Origin of the sequence: uncultured Ferrimonas sp. (assembly GCF_947489035.1) — a bacterium.
Classification (GTDB): domain Bacteria; phylum Pseudomonadota; class Gammaproteobacteria; order Enterobacterales; family Shewanellaceae; genus Ferrimonas.
The window spans coordinates 1-24,583 of record NZ_CANLCI010000017.1 but is presented as its reverse complement, the minus strand read 5'-3'; the positions used below and the strand labels follow the sequence as shown (position 1 = coordinate 24,583).

Genomic DNA, 24,583 nt, shown 5'->3' with positions numbered 1-24,583 from the left:
CATGGCAATTGAAATTACCGTACCTGACATTGGCGCTGATGAAGTCGAAGTGACTGAAATCTTGGTTCAAGTTGGTGACAACGTTGAGCTGGAGCAATCACTGCTGACGGTTGAAGGCGACAAAGCCTCGATGGAAGTACCCGCCGCACAAGCGGGCGTGGTGAAAGAGATCAAAGTAAACCTAGGCGACAACGTCGCTACCGGCAGCTTGATCATGATCTTTGAAGGTGCCGCTGCGGCGGCACCGGTTGAGGCGCCAGCCGCCGAAGCCCCAGTGGCTGCGGCACCAGCCGCGGCCTCCGCTGAAACCATTGCCGTACCAGACATTGGTGGCGACGAAGTGGAAGTGACCGAGATCTTGGTGAAGGTGGGTGACATCGTCACCGAAGAGCAATCGCTGCTGACCGTTGAAGGCGATAAAGCCTCGATGGAAGTCCCTGCGCCGATGGCCGGTGTGGTCAAGTCCATCGACGTTAACCTCGGTGACAAAGTGACGACCGGCAGCGCCATCATGGTGTTTGAAGTGGCCGCTTCGGTTGCCGCTCCTGTCGCAGCAGCTCCTGTCGCAGCAGCTCCGTCTCCGGCCGCTCCAGTAGCCCCTGCGCCTGCTGCACCAGCACCAGCACCAAAAGCCGCCCCCGCCCCAGTGGCCAGCGCGGCGAACGAGTTTGCTGAAAACAGCGCTTACGCTTACGCCACCCCACTGATCCGCCGCTTAGCGCGGGAATTTGGTGTGGATCTGGGCAAAGTGACCGGCACCGGCCGCAAGAAACGCATCGTCAAAGAAGATGTGCAGTCTTACGTGAAAGCCGCACTGGCGCAGGTTCAGTCTGGTCAGGTGAGCTCGGGCAACGGGTTGGATCTGATCCCTTGGCCGAAAGTCGACTTTGCCAAGTTTGGTGAAGTGGAAGAGATCAAGCTGAACAAGATCAAGAAGCTGACCGGCGCCAACATGTCCCGTAACTGGGCGATGATCCCGCACGTTACCCAGTTTGACGAAGCTGATATCACTGAAGTGGAAGCGTTCCGCAAAGCGCAGAACATCGACGTGGCGAAGCAAGAGCTGGGCTTTAAGATCACCCCGCTGGTGTTCATCTTAAAAGCGGTTGCCAAAACCTTGGCTGACTTGCCGCAGTTCTGCTCCTCGCTCAGTGCCGATGGCCAAAGCGTGATCCGCAAAAAGTACATCCACATCGGCGTGGCAGTGGATACGCCCAACGGTTTGGTTGTGCCGGTGGTACGGGATGTGGATCAAAAGGGCATCTACCAGTTGTCTGAAGAGCTGCTGGCTATCTCTAAGAAAGCCCGCGCTGGCAAGTTAACCTCAGGCGAGATGCAGGGCGGTTGTTTCACCATCTCCAGCTTGGGTGGCATTGGCGGCACCGCCTTTACCCCAATCGTGAACGCACCAGAAGTGGCCATTTTGGGTGTCTCTAAATCAGAGATGAAGCCAAAGTGGAACGGCAATGAATTCAAGCCGCGACTGATGTTGCCACTGTCACTGTCTTACGATCACCGCGTGATTGATGGGGCCGATGGCGCTCGCTTTAGCACCACTTTGGCTGGCTACCTAAGCGACATTCGCAAGCTGGTTTTATAAGTGTAAACCTCACGGAAAGGTGGATCTTTGTGATCCATCTTCTGTTCCGGCGCGGGGGCGCGTACAATGCCTCCGCCCCCAATGGAATGCATAAGAATTAGAGGAATATCATGAGCCAAGAGATCAAAACCCAAGTTGTGGTCTTGGGTGCAGGACCGGCCGGTTACTCCGCGGCCTTCCGTGCCGCCGATCTAGGATTAGACACCGTTATCGTCGAGCGTTACAGCACCTTGGGTGGCGTATGCTTGAACGTGGGTTGTATCCCATCAAAAGCCTTGTTGCACATCGCCAAAGTGATCGACGAAGCCAAGCACATCAGTGCTCACGGTGTCAGCTTCGGTGCACCAGAAATCGATTTAGATAAAATCCGTGCCCACAAAGAAAAAGTGATCGGTCAACTGACCGGTGGCTTAGGTGGTATGGCGAAGATGCGTAAAGTGAAGGTGGTCAACGGCCACGCTCAGTTTACCGGCGCCAACAGCATGGACGTAAAAGGTGATGACGGTGAAACCACCACCATCAACTTTGAGAACGCCATCATCGCTGCGGGTTCACGCCCAATCGAGCTGCCGTTTATCCCCCATGAAGATCCACGGATCTGGGATTCCACCGACGCGCTGGAACTGAAAGAAGTGCCAGAAAAGCTGCTGATCATGGGCGGCGGCATCATCGGTTTGGAAATGGGCACCGTCTACGACGCGCTGGGCTCTAGCGTGGAAGTGGTTGAGATGCTGGATCAAGTGATCCCAGCTGCCGACAAAGACGTGGTTCGCGTGTTTACCAAGCGCATGAGCAAGAAATTCAAGTTCATGCTGCAAACCAAGGTCACTGCGGTTGAAGCCAAAGAAGATGGCATCTACGTCTCAATGGAAGGCAAGAAAGCCCCAGCCGAGCCACAGCGTTACGACGCGGTACTGGTTGCCATTGGCCGTTTGCCGAACGGTAAGCTGATCAACGCGGAAGCCGCAGGCATCGCCGTTGATGAGCGTGGTTTCATCAACGTGGATAAGCAGATGCACACCAACGTGCCGCACATCTACGCCATTGGTGACATCGTTGGTCAGCCAATGTTGGCGCACAAAGGCGTGCACGAAGGCCACGTGGCGGCGGAAGTGATTGCCGGTAAGAAGCATTACTTCGATCCTAAGGTGATCCCATCCATCGCCTACACCGATCCAGAGATCGCGTGGGTTGGTTTGACCGAGAAAGAAGCCAAAGAGCAAGGCATCAACTACGAAACTGCCGTGTTCCCATGGGCTGCTTCCGGTCGTGCTATCGCTCAGGACGCCTCTGACGGCATGACCAAGCTGATCTTTGATAAAGACAGCAATCGCGTTATTGGTGGTGCCATTGCCGGTTCTAACGGCGGTGAGTTGCTGGGTGAAATCGGCTTAGCGATTGAGATGGGTTGTGATGCGGAAGATCTGGCCTTAACCATCCATGCTCACCCAACCCTGCATGAATCAGTTGGTTTGGCCGCCGAAGTGTACGAAGGCAGCATTACTGACTTACCCAACGCCAAAGCGAAAAAGAAATAAGACTTACCATTAAGTCTATTAAGGCAGCCCATCGGGCTGCCTTTTTTAATGGATGAAGCCTTAGCGGAAATAGCGTATTTTTAGAGCATCACTGGCAATGGAAAGCACTGTGAAAAAAGGGAATTACTGGTTGAAATGGCTGTCGTTATTGTGGCTGTTTGTTGCCACCAATAGCCTGGCGAATGTGGTTCGCTTTATTGGTGTGGAGCAAGGGCTGCATAATCAAGTGGTGCTCAGCAGCGCTGAGGATCAAGACGGCTTGCTGTGGATCGGCACCGAAGACGGCCTTTACCGTTTAAGTGATCGGGTCGTGCGGCGGGTGGATCTGCGGAGCCAAACCGGGCCTTTAAGCAACAGCGTCTATCGGGCGCTGCAAGTGTTGCCGGATCAACGCCTGTTGGTCAGCACAGCCCAGCAGATGGCGTTGTTTGATATTGGCCAAAACCAATTCACACTGCTTTCCGATCGTTTTCCTATCCTACCGGCCACCAGCAGCACCGCCGCCTTCTACCAGGATCAGCAGCGGCTGATCTGGTTCATCACCGATCAAGGCCAACTCTACCGGCTCAACCCAGGTTTGAATGAGCTGAAATTGGTGGCCACTCTGCCTTCGGGGCAGCGTTATCGGCAAGTGTTACACCACAGTGATGGCACCCTTTGGGTCGCGGCGCCGCACCAATTATGGCAGCTGGATCGGCAGGGCAACATCGTCAATGAAAACCGCTGGAGCGAACAGCTGGGCGAATTGGTGCGGTTGCTCGATTACGATCTCAACACCATTTGGGCCACCAGCAGCACTGGGCTCATGGCCATCAACACCAAATCAACCACGTTGCCACCGCAGTCGATATTAGATGTGCCGGTGCGGGATCTGCAGATGGATCCTCGCGGCAACGTGTGGCTGCTTGGCCGTGGCAAGCTCTGGCTTTGGCGCAGCGGTGAATTGGCCCCAGAGCCGCAACCCTTGCCCCAACGCAGCGGCTTCGACAACACCCTGCTGGTGAAAATGATGCTCGACAGCAAACAGCGGATCTGGCTGTTGAGCAACTACCAAGGGATCATGGCGCTGCGGCCAATGGTCAGCTTTGTCGAAGAGATCTACCAACAGCAACGCTTCCCACAGATGCAATCGGAGTCCATTTGGCACATCTGGGCCGATGCCGATCAACGCTTGTTGGCCAGCGATGGCGGGGTGCAGTGGTTTAACCGGCACACGGGCGAATACCGCCACATTCCATTGCCAGGCTTGGATGAAAGCGGCGCGGCATGGACCGTGATCGCACAAGATCAACAGCATTGGCTGGTTGGCAGCAGCAATGGCTTGTACCGGATCGATCGGCGCACCTTTGTGGCCACAGCACTGCGCCCAGCAGGGGCCGAATACTTAGCGCAGCGCAGCATCTATCTGTTGGTGGATGCCGACGACAGCACCTTGATCGTGACCGATCTGGAAGCGTTTCGTTGGTGGGACGATGGCCGCATTGAGGTGATCTCCGTGGAGGGTGAACCGTTACTGGGGATCCGCAATCTCTATCTGGATCAGCAGCAACGAATGTGGGTCGCCGGCGAAGCGATCCTGGGCTACTTTGACGCCAAGCAGCAATACCAATCGCTGTTGTCGCGGCTGCCTTCGGCGCAGCGGCTGAACAGCTTCAGTATGATCTTACCGATCTCAGAGCAGCGGATCTGGTTTGGAAACTTTGGCCATGGCCTATGGCAATACGATGTGCGCTGGAATGAAGTGGCCGCCATTACCGAACATCTGGGGCTGCGTTGTGACAATCCCAACTTTGCCACCACCCATCTGCAACAGGTGCTGCTGGGGTGCGATCGGATCTTATACCGGATCGAACCGGCCACCGGCGAGGTGATCGGCGTCGATCGTTACGATGGTTTGCCATTGGTGGACTTCAACGAAGGGGCGATGTTCTACCAGCCGGAACTGGGGTTTATGGTGGGCAGCAGCTCCGGCATGGCGGTGCTGGATCCCGATAAGATGTTTGTGGTGGGTCGAGGCCAACACGCCTTAGTGGAATCGGTCCTGCTGCAGCGTAAAGATGGCAGCCGCCAACAGTGGCTGCGGCCAGAGCTGAGCCGGATCGAGATGGATGCCGAAGTGCAGCTGCTGACCTTACAGTTCGCCAGTAACCGCTTATTGGATCCCAGCCCGAAGCATTTTCGTTATCGGCTTAACGTTGGCGGTGTGCCCGGGGATCTGATCAACCTGGATCAGGGCGAGCGGCTGACCTTCAGCCACCTTGAGCCAGGGGATTACGAGGTGGAACTGTACGGATCGTTACAGGGACGCTGGCAAACACTGCCAAGCCGAGTGCGCTTTACGGTGCAGCAAAGTTGGTGGCAACAACCTTGGATCCAACTGAGCGGGGTGGGCGGGCTGCTGTTGCTGATGTTGATCGCCATGCTGAACTTGCGATCGCGGATCCACCAAGGCAACCGCGCCTTACAACAGTTGGCCAACAGCCGCCAAAAACTGCAAAGCGCGTTAAACGCTGGCCACTCTGACAGTTGGGAGTGGCGCCGAGAAGACGGCTTGTTGCACATTCACGATCGGCAAAAGATCTTCAGTCGCAGCGGCGAAACCCAGCAGCTGAAAGTGGAATCGATGGTGATTCATCCAGACGATCGTTTGGCGGTCAGTCGCGCTTGGAAACAACACATCTGTGGCCACAGCGATCATTACAACGTGACTTATCGTCAAACCGATCGCAAAGGCCAGTGGCGCTGGATCCGCACCAACGGCCAAGTGGTGCAGCGGGATCCGGTCGATGGCCAGCCACTGGTGAGCGCTGGGATCTACACCGACATCACCCATACGCGGCGGCTGGAAGAGGAACACTCGCTGTACGCACTGGCGTTTGAGTACGCGGCGGAAGGGGTGTTGATCCTCGATCGTGCCCTCACCATCGTGAGCGCCAACCCCGCAGCGGTTAAGATCTTAGGTTGTCGCCAAGGGGATCTGCACAGTGCCGACTTTATGCGTTTTTGGCAGCACGAGCAGAGCCTAACGGTGGCGGATTTGATGGCGATGCCCACCCCGTGGCAAGGGGAGATCATTCTGTTTAACAGCAAAGGGGTGCCGTTGCCGATGGCCGCCAGCGTCAACACCATGGCCACTGAGCCGGAGCCGCGCTGGATCATTTTGTTCAGTGACATCTCTGAGCGTAAACAAACGGAATTGGCGTTGCAGCGTTTGGCGAACTTCGATCCGCTCACTGGCTTACTGAATCGCTCTAATTTTAATCAGAAATCAGAACGGCTATTGCAGCAAAATCGCTTACTGGAGCAATCGGCGGCGCTGCTGTTTTTGGATCTGGATCGGTTTAAGCACATCAACGATACCTATGGCCACTCGGCGGGGGATGCGCTGCTGGTGGAAGCGGCCAGACGTTTGCAGCAACAATTGAGTGCGGATGATCTGCTGTGCCGCTTTGGTGGCGACGAGTTTGTGATTTTAGTGCCGAAGTTGACGCAGGTGGAGCAGCTAGAGCGCTTGGCCGAGCGGTTGTTGCAGGCGATCAGCGAACCGTTCGAACTGGACACCCAAGTGTTCTATCTCACCACCAGCGTTGGCATCGCGTGCTGGCCAGAAGACGGCGATCAGCTGGAAAGCTTGGTGAAGAATGCCGATTTGGCGATGTACCAAGCCAAAGAGGAAGGGCGAGGGCGCTACTGTTTCTACACCAAGCAGCGTAATGACCAAGCCAGTTACCACTTGGCATTGGATGGCGCTCTGCGGGAGGCACTCTTAAATGAACGGCTGCAGGTGTATTTTCAGCCGCAGTTGGATATGGACAGCGGCAAAGTGGTGGGGGTGGAAGCGCTGCTGCGGTGGTTTGATGTGGGCACTGGTGCGGTGGCACCGGAAGAGTTTATCGCCATTGCCGAGTCCAACGGTTTTATCACCAAGCTTGACCGCTGGGCCTTGCGCCAAGCGTGCCGTGAATTTGTGCGCTGGCCGCAGTCGAAGCAACTGCTGTTGTCGGTGAATGTCTCTGCCATCCATTTCCGCCAAGCGGGCTTTGTTGATTACGTTGCCGAAGTATTAGAGCAGACCGGCATGGCACCGGCGCAGCTGTGCATCGAGATCACCGAAGGGGTATTGATGCAGCAAGTGCAGCTGGTGCAGCGTCATCTGCATGCGTTGCAGCAACTGGGGGTGCGGGTGGCCATTGATGACTTTGGCACGGGCTACTCCAGCTTGGCGTACCTCAGTCAGTTTGCGGTGGATCAGGTGAAGATCGATCGCTCCTTCGTGCTGTCGTTGCCGCAATCGGCCACCAACGCCGCCATTATTCAAACCATTGTCGATCTGGGCCGAAACCTTAAATTAGAGGTGTTGGCCGAAGGGGTAGAAACGGCGGCACAACAAGCGTTTTTACAGCAACAGGGCTGCCATTTAGTGCAAGGCTATCGCTTTGCTAAGCCGATGAGCGCCGATCAATGTCAGAGCTGGCTGCAGCAGTGGGATCACACCCAGTTACTGCAGCCAACGCTGTAGTAACTGGGTGCGAGTGGGTTCGGCTTTCAGGTTGGGCGCTCGGTGTTAGTTGCTCGGTGTTAGTTGCTCGGTGTTCGTTGCTGCGCCGCCAACCATTGTGGGCTGAGCTGAGTTAAGCTGCTGAACTGCAGATCGGCGATGGCAAAGCGGCGATCCTGCTGTTGTTCCGCCTCAGGAATGGCCAACGCCTGCATGGTGGCGGCTTTCGCGGCGATCACCCCATTGACCGAATCTTCAATGGCCAAGCAGTGCTCTGGTGCCACCCCCAGTGCAGCTGCGGCCTTTAAGTAAACCTGTGGGTGCGGCTTGCCGTAAGGCAGATCTTCCGCCGAACACAACGCCATGAAGGTGTCGGTTAAGCCCAAGCGGGTTAAGGTGGCCTCAATTAATGGCCTCGGGGACGAAGTGGCTAATGCCAACGGCAACTTGGCCGCTTGAATGGCGGCAATGGCGCTGGCGACACCGGGCAGCGGTTGCCCTTCCGTACGAACTAACTCAGCCACTTTGGCCACAATCTGCTCGGCCACCTCGTGGATGCTGGTGCCCTGCCACGGATAGCGGCGGTGCCACAGCGCCACCACTTGATCGATACGCAGCCCCTTGGTGGTGACGGTATCGGCTAAGGTCAACGGTACCCCGTAGCGCGGCAATACCGCTAACTCGGCTTGCTGCCAAAAGGGTTCCGAGTCCACCAGTACCCCATCCATATCAAAAATCACCGCCGCGATTGGGCCGCTTAACTGCTGCTCAGACATCGTATTATTCTCAGAGATAAAGCAAAGCTGGATGGTAGTGCAGCGAATTGGCAGAGAAAAGCGCAGATCGCGCTTAGTTGCGGATAAATGCCACCATAACCTTAAACTTTGGGCTAAGGCATCGGCGTTCCGATTCAAAACTGAGCATAACCCCGTTATACTGCCCGCACCTACGCAAGGTGTGGCGTAAATCACAGTTCTGTTGATTAACGCTCGCCGGTTCACAGGATGTGCAGCTTGTCGTGAGCTTGCCAGGATGAAGAGGAATTCCGTTGTGTTAGAAGCCTATCGTGAACACGTCGCAGAACGTGCCACCCAAGGGATCGTTGCCAAGCCCCTCGATGCGCAGCAAACCGCAGAGCTGATCGAACTGATCAAGACTCCGCCCGCTGGTGAAGAAGCAGTCCTGTTGGATCTGCTGGAAAACCGCATTCCACCGGGCGTTGATGAAGCCGCCTACGTTAAAGCCAGCTTCTTAGCGGCCATCACCAAAGGGGAAGTGAGCAGCCCACTGGTGAGCGCCGAGAAAGCGATCAAGCTGCTGGGCACCATGCAGGGCGGTTACAACATCGAACCGTTGATCGCCGCGCTGGATAACGAGGCCTTAGCGCCAATTGCCGCTGAAGCCCTGTCGCACACCCTACTGATGTTCGACGCCTTCCACGATGTGGTTGAGAAGATGAACGCTGGCAACGCCGTGGCGAAGCAAGTGGTTGAGTCTTGGGCAGCAGCAGAGTGGTTTACCTCGAAGCCTACTCTGGCTGAGCAGATCACCCTGACCGTATTTAAGGTGACTGGCGAAACCAACACCGATGATCTGTCCCCCGCCCCAGACGCTTGGTCGCGTCCGGATATCCCACTGCACGCCTTGGCGATGCTGAAAAACGCGCGCGATGGCATTGTGCCTGACGTAGCCGGAGAAGTGGGCCCAGTACAGTTGATTGAACAGCTGAAAGCCAAAGGCCACCCGGTGGTGTATGTCGGTGACGTAGTGGGTACGGGTTCTTCTCGTAAATCCGCCACCAACTCGGTGCTGTGGTTCATGGGCGACGACATTCCTAACGTGCCAAACAAGCGCGCTGGTGGTTTCTGTTTTGGCGGTAAAATTGCGCCGATCTTCTTCAACACCATGGAAGACGCCGGTGCCTTGCCAATCGAAATGCCGGTTGATGACATGAGCATGGGCGATGTGATCACTGTTTTCCCATACCAAGGTGTGGTGAAGAACGAAGCCGGTGACGTTATCTCTGAATTCAGTCTCAAGACCGACGTGCTGTTGGATGAAGTGCGCGCTGGCGGCCGGATCCCACTGATCATCGGCCGTGGCCTGACCGATCGCGCCCGCGAAGTGCTGGGTCAAGGCGCCTCTGACATCTTCCGTCGCCCACAAGACGTGGCGCAAAGCAGCAAGGGTTACACCTTAGCGCAGAAGATGGTGGGTAAAGCCTGTGGTGTTACCGGCGTGCGTCCGGGCCAATACTGCGAGCCGAAGATGACCACCGTGGGTTCTCAGGACACCACCGGCCCAATGACCCGGGATGAACTGAAAGATCTGGCCTGTTTGGGGTTCTCGGCGGATCTGACCATGCAGTCGTTCTGTCACACCGCCGCTTACCCTAAGCCGGTAGACGTGAACACCCACGCGACTTTGCCTGATTTCATCATGAACCGTGGCGGCGTATCGCTGCGCCCAGGAGACGGTGTTATCCACTCGTGGCTGAACCGCATGTTGCTGCCAGATACCGTTGGTACTGGTGGTGACTCCCACACCCGTTTCCCACTGGGGATCTCGTTCCCAGCCGGGTCTGGTTTGGTGGCCTTTGCGGCGGCCACTGGCGTCATGCCATTGGATATGCCGGAATCGGTGCTGGTGCGCTTTAAAGGCAAGATGCAGCCGGGCATTACCCTGCGCGACTTGGTGCACGCCATTCCGCTGTACGCCATCAAGCAGGGGTTGTTAACCGTAGAGAAGAAGGGCAAGAAGAACATCTTCTCTGGCCGCGTGTTGGAAATCGAAGGCTTGGATGACCTGACCGTTGAGCAAGCGTTCGAACTGTCTGACGCATCAGCAGAGCGCAGCGCCGCTGGCTGTACCATCAAGCTGGGCGAAGAGTCTATCGCTGAGTACTTGAACTCCAACATCGTGATGCTGAAGTGGATGATCGCTGAAGGTTATGGCGATCGCCGTACCATCGAGCGTCGCATTCAAGCGATGCAAGATTGGCTGGCTAAGCCGGATCTGATGCAAGCCGACGCTGACGCCGAATACAGCGAAGTGATCGAAATTGATCTGGCTGAGATCGATCAGCCAATCCTGTGTGCGCCAAACGATCCCGATGACGCCCGCCTGCTGTCTGACGTACAAGGCCAGCAGATTGACGAAGTGTTTATCGGTTCTTGTATGACCAACATTGGTCACTTCCGTGCCGCCGGTAAACTACTGGATCAGCACAAAGGGGCCTTGCCAACCCGTCTGTGGGTGGCACCGCCAACCAAGATGGATGCGCAGCAGCTGACCGAAGAAGGCTACTACGGTATCTATGGCAAGGTGGGGGCGCGCACCGAGATGCCGGGTTGTTCCTTGTGTATGGGTAACCAAGCTCGCGTAGCGGATAACTCCACCGTGGTATCCACCTCGACCCGTAACTTCCCCAACCGTTTGGGTACCGGCGCCAATGTTTACTTGGCCTCGGCTGAGTTAGCGGCAGTGGCGTCCATTACCGGTAAGTTGCCTACGGTTGCGGAGTACATGGAATACGCCAAAACCATCGATGCGCAAGCGGCGGACACCTACCGTTACTTGAACTTCCACCAGATGGAGCAGTACACCAAGCCCGCGGGCGAGGTGATCCTGCAGCAGCCAGCGTAAACGCGCTGCGTTAGCCCAAAAGCCCCGCTGACTGAGCGGGGCTTTTTTATGGGCTGTGTACCAATTAGCTGTTGAACTTATTGTGGATGACCCGCTGCGGCATAACGGTCATTGCCGGGACCGCCCGGCGGCGGGCAAGGGACTCGTCCCTTTGCAATCCTGAGCGCCTCCGAGGTGACGACTGCCCCTCGTTCTCGCTGCATTGCGTTGCAGCAACGGCCAGATGCGCCATCCATGGCTTAACTGGCCTCTGCGGCATCCTGCCTTCGGCTTTATTCCATCACTGCTGCACTCGGCGTCACCAAGTCGGCAGAAAGTTATCACCGCCAGATGATTACTTAGCCGTGACAGATGCTCCGCACCGACTTTACTGTCGCATCACAGCGTTGAGCGGTGTACTGCAAAATGAGGTTAAGCAACAGGATGTTGCGAGTGCATTGCTAAGCCATGGATGGCGCATCGATGCAGTGCCGTCGCCACCGCGACATAACCACTTGAAAGCAGTGCCATCGAAGCTCGCCGCAGGCGACAGTAGCTACCGCGCAGCAACGCCAACAGTTAACTAATACACAGCCTTTTTTATGGGGTCGTCTTTGTGGCTAGTGGTCGTGGTTTGCAGACGTGAGTGATGGCAGCAGTCCGGCCTCGACAGCGCGGCGGGCGTACGCATTGCTACGCTGACTGGGCATTTATTGCTACATTGTCGCCACTGTTGTTGCTGTGAGTTGCCTATGTCTGTTGTCGCTGATCTGCTGCGTCGCCATTTTGATGGTGCCCAGCCACGTTTTGTTAGCACGGTGCAATCGCTGTGGAGTGGCTATGGTGCCATTGAACGCTGGCAAGTGGCCGACACCACGGTTGTGGTGAAGCGGATCAGCCCACCCACAGCGGTGGATCATCCCCGTGGCTGGCACAGCGATCTGTCCCACCGCCGTAAACTGCGCAGCTATCAGGTTGAGAGCCATTGGTATCGCCATCTTGTGGCGGGCGCCGTGCCCAGCCCTGAGGGCAGCATCGCCCCGCCTTGTCGCATGCCGCGGCTGCTGCTCAGTCAGCACCATGGCGACGATCACCTGCTGGTGCTGGAAGATCTGCACGCCGCGGGTTTTGATTGCGCGGTCGCGGCGCCGACCGCGTCCCAAATTCGGCTTTGCCTGAAATGGTTAGCGCAGTTGCATGGCCACTATCTGCACCACTCAACGGATGGCCTTTGGCCACAAGGCAGCTATTGGCATCTGGATACTCGGCCGCAAGAGTGGGCGCAGATGGCGGATCGGCCGCTGCAACGAGCCGCTGGCCGCATTGATGGGCGGCTAAAGGCGGCGCAATACCAAACCCTGATCCACGGCGATGCCAAGCTGGCGAATTTCTGCTTAGCCGCCGAGGAAGCCGCCGCTTTGGATTTTCAATACGTTGGCGGTGGCAGTGGGGTTCGTGATGTGGCGTATTTTCTCGGAAGCTGCGGCGCCGAGACGCTGCAGCAGCGTGAACAGTGGTTAGGCTATTACTTCAGCGAGTTCGCGCAGGTGCTGCGGCAACGGCGGATCGATCCTGAGCCTATCGAGCACGAATGGCGGGCGCTGTATGATGTCGAACAAGCGGATTTTGCCCGTTTTCTTAATGGCTGGGCGCCGCAACATTGGAAGGTGAACCCCTGCCTGCAGGCTGCGGTGGCACGCACCTTAACCCAGTTAGCGCAATAGCAAGGAGGCCAAGGAGTGGCGATCAGCAAAGGGCAAAGCATTTCGACCGAGTACATCGAAAGTTTACTGAGCCACGCCCAGCAGCAGGGGTACGACGTGCCCGAATTACTGCAATCGGTGGGGATCAGCCCCGAGCAGTTGCAGCAGCAGCAGTTTCCGGTCATGCAGTTTGCGCGCTTATTTCAACGCCTAACCGAGCTGTTGCAAGATGAACAATTTGGCATGCTGACCGGCGGTAAGATCCCCAGCGGCACTTTTCGCATGATGTGTTACGCCATCGAACACTGCAACGATTTGGAAACCGCACTGCATCGCTGCAGCGATTTTTACGAGATTTGCAAAGGGCCAACCATCAAACCCAGCATCACCATTGAAGGTGAGTTGGTGCGTTTTCATTTTCGGCCGCTCAACAGCCTGCCCAATGAGATCATCGAGCAGGTGGTGTTAAACCGCTCACCGGCGTTGATCCGCACCACGCTGTCGATCTGGCACCACTTTATTAGCTGGATGATCGGCTGCCGCTTGCCACTGGCGCAAGCCAGCTTCACCTTTGCGCCCCAGCCCAACCCCCAGGATTATGAACTGCTGTTTCAATGCCCATTGCAGTTTCGGCAGCAAGAAAACTGTTTCTGGTTTCCCCGCAGTTGGTTGCAGCGGCCACTGGTGCAATCGGAAGCCGCTTGGCGCGGTTTTTTAAAAACCGCACCGCACCAATTGGTGGTGATGGTGAATGGCGATCAGTCCATCAGTGCTCGCATTCGGGCGCGATTCGGGCGCGACTTCAGCCGCGCGTTGCCCAGCCTTGAGCAGATGGCAAAAATGGAAGGGATGTCGGCGCGTACACTGCGGCGTCATTTGGCGAACGAGGGCTTAAATTACTCTCAATTGAAAAGCCAATGTCGTTATGAAGCCTCGCTCGATTACTTAAATTGTCCTGAATTGTCTATTCATGACGTGGCCACACTGGTCGGATTTGAAGATCCCAGCCCCTTCATTCGTGCCTTTAAACAGTGGACCGGACAAACCCCAGGTGAGTTCAGGAATACCATTCTAAGCTGACTATCAGGGTTAGTGCCTGTTCACTTACCGACCTCTCATTCGATTTTAAAACCTAAACTAAAGTCGCAGCCGTGATGGGCTCATGGCCGATCTGGTCTATTAGCTTGGCCTTTTCGGTCATTGGCAAAGTGTGCGCCAGCTCACACAATGGCTTTCACTGGATGCAATGGATGCATCGCCAACAGCAGGTGGACGTAATGAAAGTACTGGTCGCAGTTAAGCGCGTGATTGATTACAACGTGCGAGTTCGCGTGAAAGCGGATAACACCGACGTGGATCTGGCCAACACCAAAATGGCCATCAACCCTTTTTGTGAAATTGCCGTAGAAGAAGCGGTGCGCCTGAAAGAAAAAGGCGTGGCGGATGAAATTGTGGTGGTCTCCATTGGTGATAAAGCCTGCCAAGAGCAGCTTCGCACGGCCTTGGCACTGGGGGCCGATCGCGCCATTCAAGTGGATGTCGCTCAAGCGCCGGATCCGCTCTCTATTGCCAAGTTGCTGCACAAGGTGGTTGAGCAAGAACAGCCGGGTTTGGTGTTGTTGGGTAAGCAGGCGATCGATTCGGACAACAACCAAACTGGGCAGATGCTGGCGGCACTGTCTGGCATGGCACAGGCCACCTTCGCTTCCGAACTGGTGGTTGCCGATGGCCAAGCCACCGTGACCCGCGAAGTGGATGGCGGCATGCAAACCTTGGCACTGAAACTGCCAGCGGTTGTTACCACCGATCTGCGTTTGAACGAGCCGCGTTACGCGTCGCTGCCCAACATCATGAAGGCCAAGCGCAAGCCACTGGCGGTCACCACCCCAGATGACTTGGGCGTTAGCGTAAGCCAACAGCTGACCACACTGAAAGTGACCACGCCACCGGTGCGCAGTGCTGGGGTGAAGGTCAGTTCGGTTGCCGAGCTGGTAGAGAAGCTTAAATCCGAAGCCAAAGTGCTGTAATCGGCTAACTCAGAAGGAATTGAACCATGACCACATTGGTTATTGCAGAACACGATAACGCTGAGCTGAAGCCCGCGACTTTAAACACCGTGGCCGCTGCTGCTGCCATTGGTAACGACGTAACCGTACTGGTTGCCGGTGCGGGCTGTCAGGCGGTGGCCGAGCAAGCCGCGCAGGTATCAGGGGTTGCCAAGGTGCTGCTGGCGGATAAAGCCAGTTATGAACATCAGCTGGCAGAGAATGTGTCCCTGTTGGTGGCAGAGCTTGGGGCCGGTTTTCACCACATCTTGGCGCCCGCCACCACCATCGGTAAAAACTTGCTGCCACGGGTAGCCGCACTGCTGGATGTCAACCAGATCTCCGACATCATCTCGGTTGAGAGCAGCGATACCTTTACCCGCCCCATTTACGCCGGTAATGCCATTGCCACCGTGCAATCGGCGGATGCCATCAAAGTGATCACCGTGCGTGGCACCGGTTTTGATGCGGTTGCCGCCAGCGGTGGCAGCGCCAGCATTGAAGCGATTGAGGGCGAGCACAACGCCGATGTCTCTCAGTATGTGTCTGAGCAACTGGCGGCGTCGGATCGCCCAGAACTGACTGCGGCGGAAGTGATCATCTCTGGCGGTCGCGGTATGGGTAATGGCGACAACTTCGCCTTGCTCGATGGCATTGCCGACAAGCTGGGTGCCGCCGTTGGTGCGTCGCGTGCTGCCGTCGACGCGGGGTTTGTGCCGAACGACATGCAGGTTGGCCAAACCGGCAAAATCGTTGCACCGAACCTGTATATCGCCGTGGGGATCTCCGGTGCCATTCAGCACTTGGCGGGAATGAAAGACTCCAAGATCATCGTCGCCATCAACAAAGACGAAGAAGCCCCTATCTTCCAAGTGGCTGACTACGGCTTAGTGGCGGATCTGTTTGATGTGCTGCCAGAGTTGGAGTCAGCACTGTAACTGTCTTATTCATTGGACAAACAACGGCACCGAAAGGTGCCGTTTTTGTGCGCGCACGCATACAATTTAGCCATTAGCGGCTTGTTGCTGCTGCATTAAGTGGATACTATTCTAAAGAAGAACTATTACCATTTGCATATTGGAGCTCCAATGCGTCGTCTACTAGCTGCAGCCGCCTTAATGGTTACTGCCGTGGCCCAAGCCGCCCCTACCGTTACCATCTATTCCTACCGCCAGCCGTTTTTGATTGAACCAATGTTGGAAAAATTCACCGCTGAAACCGGCATCAACACCGAAGTGGTGTTTGCGAAAAAAGGCTTGGATGAACGCCTAAAGCGCGAAGGTAAGTTGACGCCAGCGGACGTGATGCTGACAACCGACATCTCACGTTTGGCTAACCTAGTGGCGATGGATTTGGTGCAGCCAGTTGAAAGCGACGTATTGAATCGCAACCTGCCAGCGCAATATCGCGATCCCGATAACCAGTGGTTTGCGCTTACCGTACGGGTACGTAACGTCTACAGCTCCAAAGCACGGGTGGGTGAGGCTGCTCTCAGCTATGAAGATCTGGCTCAGCCCCAGTTCAAAGGCAAGATCTGTACGCGCTCTGGTAAGAACGCCTACAACATCGCCTTGGTGTCGTCGATGATCGCACACCACGGTGAAGCCGACACCCGCACTTGGTTGCAAGGGGTGAAGGCCAACTTAGCGCGTAAGCCACAGGGCAACGATCGCGCTCAGATCAAAGCGGTAGCCGAAGGGGTGTGTGATTACGCCATTGGCAACAGCTACTACTTCGGCAAGATGCTGAGCGATCCCAAGCAGAAGCCTTTTGCGGATCAAGTGGCAATCAACTTCCCTAACCAAGCGAACCGCGGTGCCCACGTTAACGTATCCGGTGCGGTGTTAACCAAGCATGCGAAGCAACCAGAAGCCGCCGTGAAACTGCTGGAATTCCTGTCTGGGCCAATGGCGCAGCAGATGTACGCGGAAGCCAACATGGAATACCCAGTCAACCCTGCGGTGAAACCATCGGCGCTGGTTGCCAGCTGGGGCGAATTTAAAGCCGATAGCCTGCCAGTATACAAACTGGCTGAACACCACAAGGACGCGGTGAAGTTGCTGGATCAGGTTAAATTTGATCTGTAAGCGATGAAGCAACCGATCAGTCGCCGCTGGCCCGCCAGCGGCATTGCCATCACCTTGTTGTTGCTGGCGCCAGTGGCGGCGCTGCTACAGCAAGGGCTGCTCCCCGCCAGCGAGGTTTTTACCGAGCTGGCGTCTTCCGTTTTAGGGGACTACATCGCGAACACCGTTGCGATGGTGGTGCTGGTGGGGCTGGGCAGCGCGTTGCTGGGGGTGCCCGCCGCGTGGCTGGTGGCGATGTGTCAGTTTCCCGGCCAACGGCAATTGCAATGGGCGTTGTTGCTGCCCTTGGCGATGCCCGCTTATCTGGTGGCCTATGTGTATACCGATTTGTTGGATTACGCTGGACCGGTGCAACGGGCATTGCGCCACGTCTTTGGCTGGAGCAGTCCCAGCGATTACTACTTCCCTGAAGTACGCAGTTTAGGCGGCGCGGCGCTGATGCTGGCGTTGGTGTTGTTTCCCTATGTCTTTATGCTGGCGCGCACCGCGTTTCTAGAGCAAGCCGGTAACCTGATGCAGGCCAGCCGCACTCTGGGGTGCAGCCCGTGGCAAAGCTTCGTGCGGATCAGTTTGCCGCTGGCACGGCCAGCCATTGTGGTGGGGATCGCCTTGGTGGCGATGGAAACCATGGCGGATTTTGCCACCGTGAATTACTTCGCGGTGAACACCCTAACCACCGCGGTATACGACGTCTGGTTGGACTACGGTAGCCTCAGTGCCGCCGCCCGCTTATCCTGTTTGATGCTGCTGGGGGTGCTGCTGTTGATTGGCCTAGAACGCCGAGGCCGAGCCCAGCAGAAGCTGTTTCAGCGGGGCGACAGCAACCAACGGTTTGACCCCTATCGTTTACGAGGCTGGCGCGGTTGGCTGGCCTGTGGTTACTGCGTGTTGCTGCTGTCGTTGTCTTTTGCGGTGCCCGCCGCCATTTTGCTGGATTACGCCATCGCCTATCTGGATTGGGCGCAGCTGGATAAGTTTTGGCAGTTTAGCAGCAACAGTTTGTTTGTGGCGGCGTCGGTGGCGGTGCTCACCATCACCGTGGCGTTGTTGCTGCAATTTTTGGCACGGCTTGAGGTCGCACAATGGCCTGCGCAGCTGGCGGGCTTTGGGTATGCGCTGCCGGGCACGGTGTTGGCCATCGGTGTGTTGATCCCGCTGACGTGGTTGGATTACCGCATCAATGATGTGGCGCAGTGGCTGGCGCAACCCTTACCTGGCTTGGTGTTATCGGGCTCGATGGTGGCGCTGTTGTTTGGTTATACGGTGCGCTTTTTGGCGGTGGCGCTGGGCAGCGTAGAGGCGTCTTACAAACGCATTAACCCGTCGTTGGACATGGCGGCTGCTACCATGGGCTGTGGCCCTGGCGCCACCTTGAAGCGGGTGCACTTGCCGTTGCTGCGTCGTGGTTTGCTGACCGCAGCGGTGATCGTCTTTATGGAATCGATGAAAGAGTTGCCGGCGGCGCTGCTGCTGAAACCCATCGGTTTTGAAACCTTAGCGACCTACGTTTACCAGTTTGTCTCTGACGAGGCGCTGGAACTGGGCGCCTTACCGGCGCTGGTGATCGTGATTGCCGGCTTGCTGCCGGTTTGGTTGCTGAATCGAAGTTTGGAACAAACCCACTGATGGCCACCTTAGAAGTAAATCAACTGACCTGTCACTACCACGACAAAGCGGTGCTTAGCGGCATTGACTTAGCGGTAGAGCGCAATGAAATTCTGGCGCTGCTGGGCCCCAGTGGCTGCGGTAAAACCACCTTGCTGCGCGCCATTGCGGGGTTGCAGCAACAGGTTGGGGGCGAGATCAGCCTGCAAGGGCGCAGCTTGCATGGCCAGGGGCTTTCATTGCCGCCAGAGCAGCGCGGGGTCGGGGTGATTTTTCAAGACTACGCGCTGTTTCCGCACCTGAGCGTGGCCGACAACATCGGTTTTGGCTTGGGCAGCCTGAGCAAGGCTGAGCGAATGGCACGGATTGACGAGATGCTGTTGTTGGTGCGGCTCGATGGCTTAGGGGATCGTTACATTCACCAGCTGTCTGGTGGCCAGCAGCAACGGGTAGCCATTGCGCGAGCTCTGGCCTATCGGCCGCAGCTGCTGTTGTTAGATGAGCCCTTCTCCAACATCGATTCGCAGGTGCGTGGCGAGATGATGGCGGAAATTCGGCAGATCTTGCGATCGCAACAGGTCAGCGCCATCTTCGTTACCCACGCCAAAGAGGAAGCTTTCGCCTTCGCTGATCGACTGGCGCTGTTGCAAGACGGCAAAGTGGTGCAGCAAGGGCAGGCCGAACAGCTGTATCGGCAGCCGGCCAGCCGCTTTGTGGCGGACTTCTTAGGGGGCGGCAACTATCTGGATGCGGTCGTCAGCGCGGTTGATGCGGTTGAAACGCCACTGGGCACCATTAAGAGCGCCAGCCCGCTCAGTTATCCGCCCTCGCATCGGGCGCAATTGCTGCTGCGACCACAACAAATTACCTTAGCTGCCGCGGATGATGGCAGCGGCGTGATCACCGCCCGCCGCTTTGCGGGCACCTACTGTGATTACCAAGTCGACGTTGGCCCGATTCGCTTGGCGATCCGCTCGGAACTGCTGGATCTGGCGCAAGGGGCTAGGGTTGCGGTAGCTGCGTTACCGCATTCACTCGTTTTGCTGTGATCAATCAGCGTTTTAGCTTTATCGCCCTTGCTTGATGCCTTTTCGGTGCGCACACTAGCGCCGAGTGACTTTATTCAGAGGACAAAGCGATGCCAAGAGAGCAAGGTGGGATCTGTGCCGAGGGAAACCTGCACGGACTGTATATGATGTTTAATGCCCATGACGGGGCCGAAGCCGCCCTGCCGAGCGTATTAGCTGGGCTTGCCTCTTGGATGCAGCAATCGGCGGATCGCAATGCCGATTGCGCCTTTAATGGTTTTGTTGGCATTGGCGCGAACTACTGGGACAACTTGTACCCACAATCACGGCCAGCACAGCTCAGCCCATTTCCTCAATTCTCGGCGGACGATCGTCACGCCCCAAGCCAACCGGTGGATCTGTTTATCCATTTGCGCAGTGACCGGGTTGATTTCAACCACGTGGCGGCGCAAGAGGTGTGTCGCCGCTTAACGGGGCTGGCGGAACTGGTGGAAGAGGTACGCAGCTTCCGCTACTTGGATAACCGCGATCTGACCGGTTTTGTGGATGGCACTGAAAACCCTGTTGGCAGCCACCGCCGCGAAGTGGCGCTGGTTGGGGAAGGCGAGTTTGCCGGTGGCAGCTACATCCACACCCAGCGTTACGTGCATAACATGGGGCTGTGGCAGCAGCAGTCGTTAAAGACTCAAGAAGACACCATTGGTCGCACCAAAACCGAGAACGTTGAATACCCCTCTGCGGCCAAGCCAGCTTTCGCCCACGTGAAGCGCACCAACTTAAAAGACGCCAACGGCAAGTCGATGGAGATCCTGCGTCAAAGCATGCCTTATGGCGACATGAAAGAGCAGGGGCTGTTCTTCATTAGTTGCTGTGCCACGCCGGTGCACTTTGAACAGATGCTGAAATCGATGGTGCACGGCGATGGCCATGGCCATCATGACCATCTGCTGAACTACACCCAAGCGGTCACCGGTGCCTCGTTCTTTGCGCCGTCGTTGGATTTCTTCGATCTGGCGGCGAACCTGCCACGTTAAGCAACTGCGCGGTGCTAAAACCAAAAAACGCCTGACTTACGTCAGGCGTTTTTGTGTTGGCGGCATTAGACATTGGTCGAGGCAAAGCCGCTAAGCCGATGCGCGGTTGGCGTCAATCAACGTAGTTGAACAGCTCTTTGATCATCAGCATGGTGGATTCCAGCTGAGTGATGTCTGCCGGCGCAATAAAGATGGTGTCGTCGCCAGCAATGGTGCCCAGGATCCCTTCGGCTTTACCCATGGAATCAAGCAGGCGGGCGATCAGTTGCGCGGCACCGGGGCTGGCATGCACCACAATCATGCTGCCGTTATGATCCACATCCAGCACCAGATTACGCAATTGCGCGTTAGCGGTTGGTACGCCTAGCTCTGCCGGCAGGCAGTAGACCATCTCTTGCTTGGCGTTGCGGGTACGCACCGCGCCGAACTTGCTCAGCATCCGCGACACTTTCGACTGGTTAATGTTGGCAAACCCAGCTGCCTGCAAAGCGGTAACAATCTCACCTTGGGAGCCAAAGCGTTCCTCTTTCAAGATTAACTTGAATACCCGGATCAGCTCGTCTTGTTGGTTGCCTGTTTTCATAACCTGCGCTTCATTGCTTATTCGATTGGCGCTTAGGGTGCATAAACAGTGCTTATTTTGCAAGTCTGATTCAAATAAAAAGCATAAGAATTCAACCGGTGTGGCGTGATTATTGTACGTAGAGCAAGGCTGGCGGTATTGATGGCGGTCATTGCCAATAACAGTGCCTTTGGGTATGGTGGGCGCCACAGATAGGTGATCATTATCACATTTTCCATGGATATACGGAGACGACGATGAAAGTTGCAGTATTGGGCGCCGCAGGTGGGATTGGTCAAGCACTGGCCTTGTTATTGAAACTAAACCTGCCAGCTGGCAGCAAGTTGGCATTGTATGACATTGCCCCAGTAACCCCAGGTGTGGCCAAAGATATCAGCCACATCCCTACCGCAGTGGAAGCCACGGGGTTTGCCGGTGAAGATCCAACCCCGGCGTTGGCAGGCGCCGATCTAGTGCTGATCTCTGCGGGCGTTGCGCGCAAGCCAGGCATGGATCGTTCCGATCTGTTCAACATCAACGCCGGCATCATTCGCAACTTAACCAGCAAAGTAGCGGAAGTGGCGCCAACGGCTTGCATCGGCATCATCACTAACCCAGTGAACACCACCGTTGCCATTGCCGCTGAAGTGCTGAAAAACGCTGGCGTCTACGACAAGAACAAGCTGTTTGGGGTGACTACCCTTGACGTGATCCGCAGCGAGACCTTTATCGCGGAAGCGAAGGGCCTGAACGTGGCTGACGTGAAGCTGAACGTGATTGGTGGCCACAGTGGCGTGACCATCTTGCCACTGCTGTCGCAGATTGAGGGCGTTGAGTTTAGCGATGATGAGATCGCCAGCCTGACCCACCGCATTCAAAATGCCGGTACCGAAGTGGTGGAAGCCAAAGCCGGTGGCGGCTCTGCGACGTTGTCGATGGCTCAAGCGGCGTGTCGCTTTGGTCTGTCTGTTGTTCGTGGTCTGCAGGGCGAGCAAGGGGTGGTGGAGTGCGCTTACGTTGAAGGCGCTGGCGAGCACGCTCGTTTCTTCGCACAGCCGGTTGAGCTGGGCACCGAAGGCGTCAAAGCCATCTTGCCATACGGCGAGATCAGTGCCTTTGAGCAAGCGGCACTGGATGGCATGCTGGATACCCTGAAAGGCGATATCCAGATCGGCGAAGAGTTTGTGAAATAAGCACCGGCTTCTGAGCGAAAAAAACCGGCGCACTGCGCCGGTTTTTTTGTGCCTGAATTGAGGCGCGAACGGTTACTGGCTTTTCACCGTAACAAACTCTGGGTAAGCGTCGATGCCACAATCCGAGGCATCCATGCCGTTGTACTCTTGCTCTTCGCTGACGCGAATGCCAATGGTGTACTTCAGCACCGTCCACAGCAGTAAGCTGGTGCTAAAGACCCAAGCAAAGATCACCGCAGCGCCGAGTAACTGCCCGCCAAAGGTGGCGTCGGCATTCGAGAACGGCACCACCATCAAGCCAAATAAGCCGCATACGCCGTGCACCGAGATGGCGCCGACCGGATCGTCCAGTTTGATCTTATCCATTGCCACGATGGAGAACACCACCAAGCCGCCGGATAAACTGCCAATGACTGCGGCCATCGGTAACGACGGTGATAAGGGATCGGCGGTGATGGCCACCAAGCCGGCCAAGGCACCATTTAAGATCATGGTCAGATCCGCCTTTGACCAGATCAACTTGCACAGCAGCAGCGCAGCAATGGCGCCAAAGGCGGCGGCGGAGTTGGTATTAACGAAAATTTTGGCCACTGCGGTGGCATTCTCGGCGTCCGACAGCAACAGCTGCGAGCCACCATTAAAGCCAAACCAGCCCATCCATAAGATGAAGGTGCCTAAAGTGGCCAGTGGCAGGTTTGAGCCCGGAATGGGATTCACGCTGCCATCGGCGTTGTATTTCCCTTTACGGGCTCCTAAAAGAAGCACTCCAGCGATTGCCGCCGCGGCGCCAGCCATGTGCACAATGCCAGAGCCGGCAAAGTCCACCAATCCGATGGTGCTAGAGACAAAGCCACCCCCCCAGGTCCAATACCCCTCAATCGGATAGATAAAGCCGGTCAACACGACCGCAAACGCCAGAAATGCCCAAAGCTTCATCCGCTCGGCAACCGCGCCGGAGACGATAGACATGGCTGTTGCAACAAACACCATTTGAAAAAAGAAGTCCGCTTCCAGAGCGTGATCGGCTCCGTCGGCTTGGGTGCCAATTAAGCCGCCAAAACTGGGCAGCCAGCCCCCCTCGGCGTTGTCGATGTACATGATGTGGTAGCCCACCAGCAAAAACATGGCGCAGGCGATGGCGTACAGCGCCATGTTTTTGGTGAGGATCTCGGTGGTGTTTTTGGAACGCACCAGCCCCGCTTCTAACATGGCAAAGCCTGCGGCCATCCACATCACCAGCGCCCCAGAGATAAGGAAATAGAAGGTATCTAGCGCAAAGCGCAGTTCGGTAACGGTGCTGGTTAACTCGGTGGTTGCTTCCATGGCGTAGGTCTCCTTAAATGGCTTCGGCGTCGAGTTCGCCGGTACGAATGCGCACCGCCTGTTCCAGATCGATAACAAAAATTTTGCCATCGCCAATTTTGCCGGTGCCAGCGGCGGCGCTGATCACCTCAATCAGTCGTTCCACCTTGTTGCTCGAGGTGGCGATCTCCAGTTTGACCTTGGGCAAAAAATCCACCTGATACTCGGCGCCGCGATACAGCTCGGTATGCCCTTTTTGGCGACCAAAGCCTTTCACCTCGGTGACGGTTAACCCTTCTACCCCTAACTCGGCGATCGCTTCGCGTACGTCGTCGAGCTTGAAGGGTTTGATGATTGCACTAACCAGTTTCATTGTGTTTCCTCGCCCTATGCTGTGTGACCAAGAGCGTTACAACTGTTGTGCCAATATTAAAAGTTACTATTTATCAATAGCTTGATTGTTTTGGTGAGGAGCCAAAGCAATGACTTGCACCATGTTGAACCGCCGTTCTGCACAATTGCTGTGCAGCGCGGTGTCAATGCGCTGATGCGGTCGAAAAACAGGGGAAGGCAGCCATGATGATGAAATGTTTACCGGATAGGGACGAGCGCATGCCGCCGCAGTGGCGCCGATTAGCGGCCACCGAAGTTGGAAAATTGGCCCCCAAAAAAGGCTGTGCACCAATGAGCTGTTGAACTTATTGTGCATGACGAGCTGCGGCATAAAGGTCATTGCCGGGACCGCCCGGCGGCGGGCAAGGGAC

The 24,583-nt window shown here is 56.3% G+C and carries 18 protein-coding genes; 13 read left to right on the top strand and 5 right to left on the bottom strand.

Annotation, left to right across the window (positions count from 1 at the left end; translation table 11 throughout):
* Position 1: 1 nt before the first annotated feature.
* From aceF to Q0796_RS11460, 3 genes are all read left to right on the top strand, one after another.
* Positions 2-1,600: a pyruvate dehydrogenase complex dihydrolipoyllysine-residue acetyltransferase gene (gene aceF, locus Q0796_RS11470; RefSeq protein ID WP_298443186.1), complete on the top strand. Its 1,599-nt coding sequence runs from the start codon at positions 2-4 to the stop codon at positions 1,598-1,600.
* A 110-nt stretch (positions 1,601-1,710) separates the two neighbouring features.
* On the top strand, positions 1,711-3,138 hold the full coding sequence (gene lpdA, locus Q0796_RS11465) for a dihydrolipoyl dehydrogenase (RefSeq protein ID WP_298443184.1): 1,428 nt from the start codon (positions 1,711-1,713) through the stop codon (positions 3,136-3,138).
* Between the two features lie 109 nt (positions 3,139-3,247).
* Positions 3,248-7,657 carry an EAL domain-containing protein gene (locus Q0796_RS11460; protein ID WP_298443182.1) on the top strand — a complete coding sequence of 1,470 codons (4,410 nt, stop codon included), beginning with the start codon at positions 3,248-3,250 and terminating at the stop codon, positions 7,655-7,657.
* A 59-nt stretch (positions 7,658-7,716) separates the two neighbouring features.
* Here the strand turns inward: Q0796_RS11460 and hxpB are convergent, their stop codons facing one another.
* Positions 7,717-8,412 carry a hexitol phosphatase HxpB gene (hxpB, locus tag Q0796_RS11455; protein WP_298443179.1) on the bottom strand — a complete coding sequence of 232 codons (696 nt, stop codon included), beginning with the start codon at positions 8,410-8,412 and terminating at the stop codon, positions 7,717-7,719.
* A 274-nt stretch (positions 8,413-8,686) separates the two neighbouring features.
* Between hxpB and acnB the strand changes: the two genes are divergently transcribed.
* The 9 genes from acnB to Q0796_RS11410 all read left to right on the top strand — a co-directional run bounded on the left by acnB (position 8,687) and on the right by Q0796_RS11410 (position 20,762).
* Entirely contained in the window at positions 8,687-11,281 is a 2,595-nt protein-coding gene (acnB, locus tag Q0796_RS11450) for a bifunctional aconitate hydratase 2/2-methylisocitrate dehydratase (RefSeq protein WP_298443332.1), read from the top strand.
* A 731-nt stretch (positions 11,282-12,012) separates the two neighbouring features.
* Positions 12,013-12,984 (top strand): phosphotransferase, encoded by a 972-nt coding sequence (locus Q0796_RS11445; RefSeq protein WP_298443177.1) that lies wholly within the window; start codon positions 12,013-12,015, stop codon positions 12,982-12,984.
* Positions 12,985-12,999: 15 nt separating this feature from the next.
* Positions 13,000-14,043, top strand: a complete 1,044-nt coding sequence (locus tag Q0796_RS11440) for an AraC family transcriptional regulator (protein WP_298443174.1) — start codon at positions 13,000-13,002, stop codon at positions 14,041-14,043.
* A gap of 197 nt (positions 14,044-14,240) precedes the next feature.
* Positions 14,241-14,990, top strand: coding sequence for an electron transfer flavoprotein subunit beta/FixA family protein (locus Q0796_RS11435; protein ID WP_298443329.1), 750 nt, complete (start codon positions 14,241-14,243; stop codon positions 14,988-14,990).
* A 26-nt stretch (positions 14,991-15,016) separates the two neighbouring features.
* On the top strand, positions 15,017-15,946 hold the full coding sequence (locus tag Q0796_RS11430) for an FAD-binding protein (RefSeq protein ID WP_298443171.1): 930 nt from the start codon (positions 15,017-15,019) through the stop codon (positions 15,944-15,946).
* Positions 15,947-16,096: 150 nt separating this feature from the next.
* Positions 16,097-17,095, top strand: a complete 999-nt coding sequence (locus tag Q0796_RS11425) for a Fe(3+) ABC transporter substrate-binding protein (RefSeq protein WP_298443168.1) — start codon at positions 16,097-16,099, stop codon at positions 17,093-17,095.
* A 3-nt stretch (positions 17,096-17,098) separates the two neighbouring features.
* The gene (locus Q0796_RS11420; RefSeq protein WP_298443165.1) at positions 17,099-18,721 is read left to right on the top strand and encodes an iron ABC transporter permease; all 1,623 of its coding nucleotides are present in this window, start codon (positions 17,099-17,101) and stop codon (positions 18,719-18,721) included.
* Positions 18,718-19,749 carry an ABC transporter ATP-binding protein gene (locus Q0796_RS11415; protein ID WP_298443326.1) on the top strand — a complete coding sequence of 344 codons (1,032 nt, stop codon included), beginning with the start codon at positions 18,718-18,720 and terminating at the stop codon, positions 19,747-19,749. The genes Q0796_RS11420 and Q0796_RS11415 overlap by 4 nt, the downstream gene beginning before the upstream one ends.
* 89 nt (positions 19,750-19,838) lie before the next feature.
* Positions 19,839-20,762 carry a Dyp-type peroxidase gene (locus Q0796_RS11410; RefSeq protein ID WP_298443162.1) on the top strand — a complete coding sequence of 308 codons (924 nt, stop codon included), beginning with the start codon at positions 19,839-19,841 and terminating at the stop codon, positions 20,760-20,762.
* 112 nt (positions 20,763-20,874) lie between these two features.
* On the opposite strand, the gene argR is transcribed toward Q0796_RS11410, so the two are convergent.
* Positions 20,875-21,345 carry a transcriptional regulator ArgR gene (gene argR / locus Q0796_RS11405; protein WP_298443160.1) on the bottom strand — a complete coding sequence of 157 codons (471 nt, stop codon included), beginning with the start codon at positions 21,343-21,345 and terminating at the stop codon, positions 20,875-20,877.
* A 236-nt stretch (positions 21,346-21,581) separates the two neighbouring features.
* On the opposite strand from argR, the gene mdh reads away from it, so the two are divergent.
* Entirely contained in the window at positions 21,582-22,517 is a 936-nt protein-coding gene (mdh, locus tag Q0796_RS11400; protein ID WP_298443157.1) for a malate dehydrogenase, read from the top strand.
* Positions 22,518-22,589: 72 nt separating this feature from the next.
* Here the strand turns inward: mdh and Q0796_RS11395 are convergent, their stop codons facing one another.
* The 3 genes from Q0796_RS11395 to Q0796_RS11385 form a co-directional block, all read right to left on the bottom strand.
* Positions 22,590-23,840, bottom strand: a complete 1,251-nt coding sequence (locus Q0796_RS11395; protein WP_298443154.1) for an ammonium transporter — start codon at positions 23,838-23,840, stop codon at positions 22,590-22,592.
* A 13-nt stretch (positions 23,841-23,853) separates the two neighbouring features.
* Positions 23,854-24,192 (bottom strand): P-II family nitrogen regulator, encoded by a 339-nt coding sequence (locus tag Q0796_RS11390; RefSeq protein ID WP_298443151.1) that lies wholly within the window; start codon positions 24,190-24,192, stop codon positions 23,854-23,856.
* A gap of 66 nt (positions 24,193-24,258) precedes the next feature.
* On the bottom strand, positions 24,259-24,583 hold a 325-nt coding region (locus Q0796_RS11385; protein WP_298443149.1), incomplete at its 5' end, for a hypothetical protein.

Coding starts and splice junctions, on each gene's coding strand:
- aceF (WP_298443186.1), top strand. CDS start 2: ATGGCAATTGAAATTACCGTACCTGACATTGGCGCTGATGAAGTCGAA.
- lpdA (WP_298443184.1), top strand. CDS start 1,711: ATGAGCCAAGAGATCAAAACCCAAGTTGTGGTCTTGGGTGCAGGACCG.
- hxpB (WP_298443179.1), bottom strand. CDS start 8,412: ATGTCTGAGCAGCAGTTAAGCGGCCCAATCGCGGCGGTGATTTTTGAT.
- Q0796_RS11445 (WP_298443177.1), top strand. CDS start 12,013: ATGTCTGTTGTCGCTGATCTGCTGCGTCGCCATTTTGATGGTGCCCAG.
- Q0796_RS11435 (WP_298443329.1), top strand. CDS start 14,241: ATGAAAGTACTGGTCGCAGTTAAGCGCGTGATTGATTACAACGTGCGA.
- Q0796_RS11430 (WP_298443171.1), top strand. CDS start 15,017: ATGACCACATTGGTTATTGCAGAACACGATAACGCTGAGCTGAAGCCC.
- Q0796_RS11425 (WP_298443168.1), top strand. CDS start 16,097: ATGCGTCGTCTACTAGCTGCAGCCGCCTTAATGGTTACTGCCGTGGCC.
- Q0796_RS11420 (WP_298443165.1), top strand. CDS start 17,099: ATGAAGCAACCGATCAGTCGCCGCTGGCCCGCCAGCGGCATTGCCATC.
- Q0796_RS11410 (WP_298443162.1), top strand. CDS start 19,839: ATGCCAAGAGAGCAAGGTGGGATCTGTGCCGAGGGAAACCTGCACGGA.
- argR (WP_298443160.1), bottom strand. CDS start 21,345: ATGAAAACAGGCAACCAACAAGACGAGCTGATCCGGGTATTCAAGTTA.
- mdh (WP_298443157.1), top strand. CDS start 21,582: ATGAAAGTTGCAGTATTGGGCGCCGCAGGTGGGATTGGTCAAGCACTG.
- Q0796_RS11395 (WP_298443154.1), bottom strand. CDS start 23,840: ATGGAAGCAACCACCGAGTTAACCAGCACCGTTACCGAACTGCGCTTT.
- Q0796_RS11390 (WP_298443151.1), bottom strand. CDS start 24,192: ATGAAACTGGTTAGTGCAATCATCAAACCCTTCAAGCTCGACGACGTA.